This is a genomic window from Streptomyces sp. NPDC002602 (genome assembly GCF_042889445.1).
Lineage (GTDB): Bacteria > Actinomycetota > Actinomycetes > Streptomycetales > Streptomycetaceae > Streptomyces.
This window is the reverse complement of sequence record NZ_JBIAQX010000043.1, coordinates 1-4,999: the sequence shown is the minus strand read 5'-3', so window position 1 is coordinate 4,999 and position 4,999 is coordinate 1. Positions and strand designations below refer to the sequence as shown.

General features: G+C 71.1%; 2 protein-coding genes. Both read left to right on the top strand.

The genetic code is table 11. The annotated features are described in order from the left end of the window. Window positions 1-216: 216 nt before the first annotated feature. Window positions 217-2,337: a glycogen debranching protein GlgX gene (gene glgX, locus ACFYW3_RS39080; RefSeq protein WP_351763699.1), complete on the top strand. Its 2,121-nt coding sequence runs from the start codon at window positions 217-219 to the stop codon at window positions 2,335-2,337. Between the two features lie 115 nt (window positions 2,338-2,452). After that, entirely contained in the window at window positions 2,453-4,843 is a 2,391-nt protein-coding gene (locus ACFYW3_RS39075) for a phosphoketolase family protein (protein WP_389389042.1), read from the top strand. Window positions 4,844-4,999 lie beyond the last annotated feature (156 nt).

Below are 4,999 nucleotides of genomic sequence, written 5' to 3'. Positions count from 1 at the left end.
GTGAGACATCGTTTTTGTGGGGGGCAGTACGCGGGGGGCGGCCCGTGTGTTTCGCGCCCCCCGCCCCCCCCCCCCGGGGGGGGGCCCCCCCGGGGGGGGGGCCCCCCCCCGCCCCGGGGTGCGTCGCACGGTCACGCCGGTACGACGTCACTCGGCACCATCACCATCACAGGCGCCGACACGGCACGACGCCCGTTGCCGTGTTTACCTTCCTGCATGGATACATCCGCTGGACGTCCGTACCCCCTCGGCGCGACCCACGACGGCTCGGGGACGAACTTCGCCCTGTTCTCCGACTGCGCCGAAACGGTGGAACTGTGCCTGATCGACGACGACGGCGGCGAGCACAGGATCACCCTGCCGGAGGTGGACGGGGGCGTGTGGCACGGCCGGGTCGCCGGAGTCGGCCCCGGGCAGCGGTACGGCTACCGCGTCCACGGCCCCTGGAGCCCGGACGAGGGACTGCGCTGCAACCCGGCGAAGCTGCTGCTCGACCCCTATGCCAAGGCCGTCGACGGCCAGATCGACGGGGACCCCTCCCTGAACGGGCACCAGGCCGAGGACCCGAGTCTCCCGGACGACCGTGACAGCCTGGGCCACGTACCACTCGGCGTCGTGACCGGCGGAGAGTTCGACTGGGACGGGGACCAGCCTCCCGGCCACGCGTTCCACGACTCGGTCATCTACGAGGCCCACGTCAAGGGGCTGACCTGCCGCAATCCCGACGTCCCCGAGGAGCTGCGCGGCACCTACGCCGCGGTGGCGCACCCGGCCGTCATCCGGCACCTGAAGGAACTCGGCGTCACGGCAATCGAATTGATGCCGGTGCACCAGTTCACCCAGGACGGCTTCCTCACCGACCAGGGACTCACGAACTACTGGGGCTACAACACCGTCGGCTACTTCGCCCCGCACAACGCCTACGCCTCCGGTGGGAGCCTCGGCGGGCAGGTCACCGAGTTCAAGGCCATGGTCAAGGCACTGCACCGGGCCGGCATAGAAGTCATCCTCGACGTGGTCTACAACCACACCGCCGAGGGCAACGACCAGGGGCCCACCCTCTCCTTCCGGGGCATCGACAACCCCTCCTACTACCGTCTGGTCGACGACAGCCCCGCCCACTACTTCGACACCACCGGCACGGGCAACAGCCTCCTGATGAGGCACCCGGCCGTCCTCCAACTGATCATGGACTCGCTGAGGTACTGGGTCACCGAGATGCACGTGGACGGCTTCCGGTTCGACCTCGCCGCCACCCTGGCGCGCCAGTTCCACGACGTCGACAAGCTCTCCGCGTTCTTCGACATCGTCCATCAGGACCCGGTCATCAGCCGCGTCAAGCTGATCGCCGAGCCCTGGGACATCGGGGAAGGCGGCTACCAGGTCGGAAACTTCCCCGCCCTGTGGAGCGAGTGGAACGGCCGCTACCGCGACGCCGTCCGCTCCTTCTGGCGCGGGGACGAATCCGCCCTGCCGGAGTTCGGCGCCCGCATCGCCGGCTCCGCCGACCTCTACCAGTCCGATCAACGACGCCCCCGCGCGGGCATCAACTTCATCGCCGCGCACGACGGCTTCACCCTGCGCGACCTGGTGTCGTACAACGACCGCCACAACGAGGCCAACGGGGAGGACGGCCGCGACGGCGAGGCCGACAACCGCTCCTGGAACTGCGGCGCGGAAGGCCCCGTCGACGACACGGACGTCCTGCGCCTGCGGGCGCGGCAGCAGCGCAACATGCTGGCCACCCTGTGCCTCTCCCTGGGCGTGCCCATGATCTCCCACGGCGACGAACTGGGCCGTACGCAGCACGGCAACAACAACGTCTACTGCCAGGACAACGAACTGTCCTGGATCGACTGGGGGCTCGACGACGCCAACGCAGACCTGCTCGCCTTCACCCGGCGGGCCCTCGCCCTGCGTCGTGAGCAGCCCGTCCTGCGCAGGCGCCGCTTTCCGCAGGGGGCGCCCACGAACGCGACCGCGCCGGCGGCCGACATCGTGTGGCTCCGGCCCGACGGCGACCGCATGACCCAGGAGGACTGGGACCGGCCCGACAACCTCGGCATCACCGTGTACCTCTGCGGGGACCTCCTCGCGGCGGACCACACCGAGCACGCCACCCGTCCGGACTCGCTGCTGCTGATGTACAACGGCGCCCCCGAGGACACCACCTTCCGTCTTCCGCCCGCCGCCTACGGCGAGGCCTGGACGGTCGCCCTCGACACCGCCCTGGACGGCGAGGACACGCAGGACGAGACCGAGCTCAAGGCGACGGCCAGGACGGTCCTCACCGGCCGCAGCATGAGGGTCCTGCGGAGGCCGGCCAGAAGGCCGTGAGCCGCGCGGCCCCACCCCCGCACCACGAGCACGCCCCCGTGAGCTTCGCGCACGACCGCGGGGGCATGCGCGGAACGTGATGCCGAAGGCGTCCCGTTGCGAGGGGAGTGGTCCGATGACACGCGAGACGACGATGCCGCAGCCCGCCGGCCAGGGCCTGGGGGCCTATCGGCGGGCTGCCGACTACGTGGCCGCGGCCCTGATCCACCTCCAGGACAACGTCCTGCTCGGAGAGCCGCTGCGCCCCGAGCACCTGGCGCCCCGGCTCCTCGGCCACTGGGGCACCTGCCCCGGCATCACCCTCGTCTACGGCGCCCTGAACCGGCTGATCAGGCAGCGGGACGCCGACGTCCTGCTCGTGACGGGCCCCGGACACGGCGCACCCGCCGTCCACGCGAACCTGTGGCTGGAGGCGACGCACGCCGCGTACGACCCGGCGCTGAGCCGGGACGCCGAGGGGCTGCGCGAACTCAGCCGCCGCTACTGCGCGCCCGACGGCTTCCCCAGCCACCTCTCCCCGGCCGTACCGGGCACCCTCCACGAGGGCGGGGAGCTCGGTTACGCCCTGGCGACCGCCTTCGGCGCCGCCCTGGACGCCCCCGGCCGACTGGTCGCCTGCATCGTCGGCGACGGCGAGGCCGAGACCGGTCCGACCGCGGGCGCATGGCACTCGTCCAAGTACCTCGACCCGGCCACCAGTGGCGCCGTGCTGCCGTTCCTGCACCTCAACGGGTACAAGATCTCCTCTCCCACCCTGTTCGCCACGATGTCCGACAGCGAACTCACCGACCTCTTCCGCGGATACGGCTGGGACCCCCGGATCGTCGACGTCACCTCCGATCCCGACGGCGGGGCCCTCGTGGTGGCGGTCGCCGACGCCCACACCACCATCACCGAGATCCAGCGCAAGGCCCGCTCCGGGGCGTCGCCCGAGCCCCGTCCCCGATGGCCGATGATCGTCCTGCGCAGCCTCAAGGGGCAGGGCACTCCGGCCGAGGTGGAGGGCGTCCGCATCGAGGGGACGTTCCACGCGCACCAGGTGCCCCTCCCCGACGCGCACGACGATCCGGAACAACTGCGCGCCCTCGAAGCGTGGCTGCGCTCCTACCGGCCCGAGGAGCTCTTCGACGCGAAGGGCCGGCCCGTGCCCGAGGTGACCGCGTCCTGCCCCGACGGGGACCGGCGCATCGGCATGCAGGCCGCCGCGGACGGGGGCCGACTGCGCCGGCCCCTCGACCTGCCCGCGCTCGCCCCCTACGCCGTCGCCCTGGAGAGCGGGCCGGGCCGCACCCAGGCCAGTGCGAACAAGGTCCTCGCCGACTGGCTCACGGAGATCTTCCGCCGCACGTCCGAGCGCCGCGACTTCCGCGTCGTCTCACCCGACGAACTCGCCTCGAACAAACTGGACGCGGTCCTGGAAGCCACCGACCGCGCCCTCACCTGGCCGGTCGACGGGTACGCCGAACACCTGGCCCGGGACGGCCGAGTCATGGAGACCCTGTCCGAGCACAACTGCCAGGGCTGGCTCCAGGGCTACCTCCTGACCGGCGGACACGGCCTGTTCCCCACCTACGAGGCCTTCGCCTCCATCGTGGACAGCATGCTCAACCAGTACGCCAAATGGCTCAAGACCTCCCGCGAGGTTCCCTGGCGTTCCCCGGTCAGCAGCCTCACCTACCTCCTGACCAGCGAGGGATGGCGCCAGGAACACAACGGCTACAGCCACCAGGGATTCGGATTCATCAACAACCTGATCACCCAGAAGAACGAGGTGACCGGCGTCTACCTGCCCCCCGACGCCAACACCCTCCTGGTCACCATGGAGCGCCTCCTCGACGAGACCGGAAAGGTCAACGTCGTGGTGTCGGGCAAACACGAGGCCGCCCAATGGCTCGCCCTGGACGAGGCCCGCGCGCACTGCGCGGCCGGAGCGTCCACCTGGGACTGGGCCTCCCACGGCGGGGGAGACGAACCCGAACTGGTCCTCGCCTGCGCGGGCGGCATCCCCACCGTCGAGACCCTCGCCGCGGTCACCCTGCTGCGCGACGACCTCCCCGACGCCTCGATCCGGGTCGTCAACATCGTGGACCTGTGCGCACTCGCCCCCGCCGATCGGCACCCCAACGGGATGACGGACGACCGCTTCCACGCCCTCTTCGGCACGGACACCCCGGTCGTCCTCGACTTCCACGGCTACCCCTCGGCCGTGCACCAGCTCCTCCACGGCCGCCCGCACCCCGACCGCTTCCACGTCCGCGGCTACATGGAGGAGGGAACCACCACCACCCCCTACGACCTCCTCGCCGCCAACGGCACGTCCCGCCACGACCTGGCCATCACCGCACTGCACCACCTGGAGCGACGCCACCCGCAGGCACCGGCACTGGCCGCCCTCCACGCCGCCGCACGCGACCGGATCCGGGCGGAACTGCGCCGCACCGGCGTGGATCCGACGGAGATCACCGACTGGAAATGGAGCGGGCCCGAGGACAGGTGTACGAACTGAGATCGGGGGCACGAGGGCGGAAGCAAGTCATCCGTCCAGGGGAGGAACGGTTCCATGTCTCACGCCGCCGCAGTTGTCAGCCCTTCTCTCGATGTGCGGGTCGCGCCGTGTGTCGCGCCGCCGGTGGGGTCGGTGGTCGGGGGGTCGGGTTCGTCG

Coding starts and splice junctions, on each gene's coding strand:
- glgX (WP_351763699.1), top strand. CDS start 217: ATGGATACATCCGCTGGACGTCCGTACCCCCTCGGCGCGACCCACGAC.
- ACFYW3_RS39075 (WP_389389042.1), top strand. CDS start 2,453: ATGACACGCGAGACGACGATGCCGCAGCCCGCCGGCCAGGGCCTGGGG.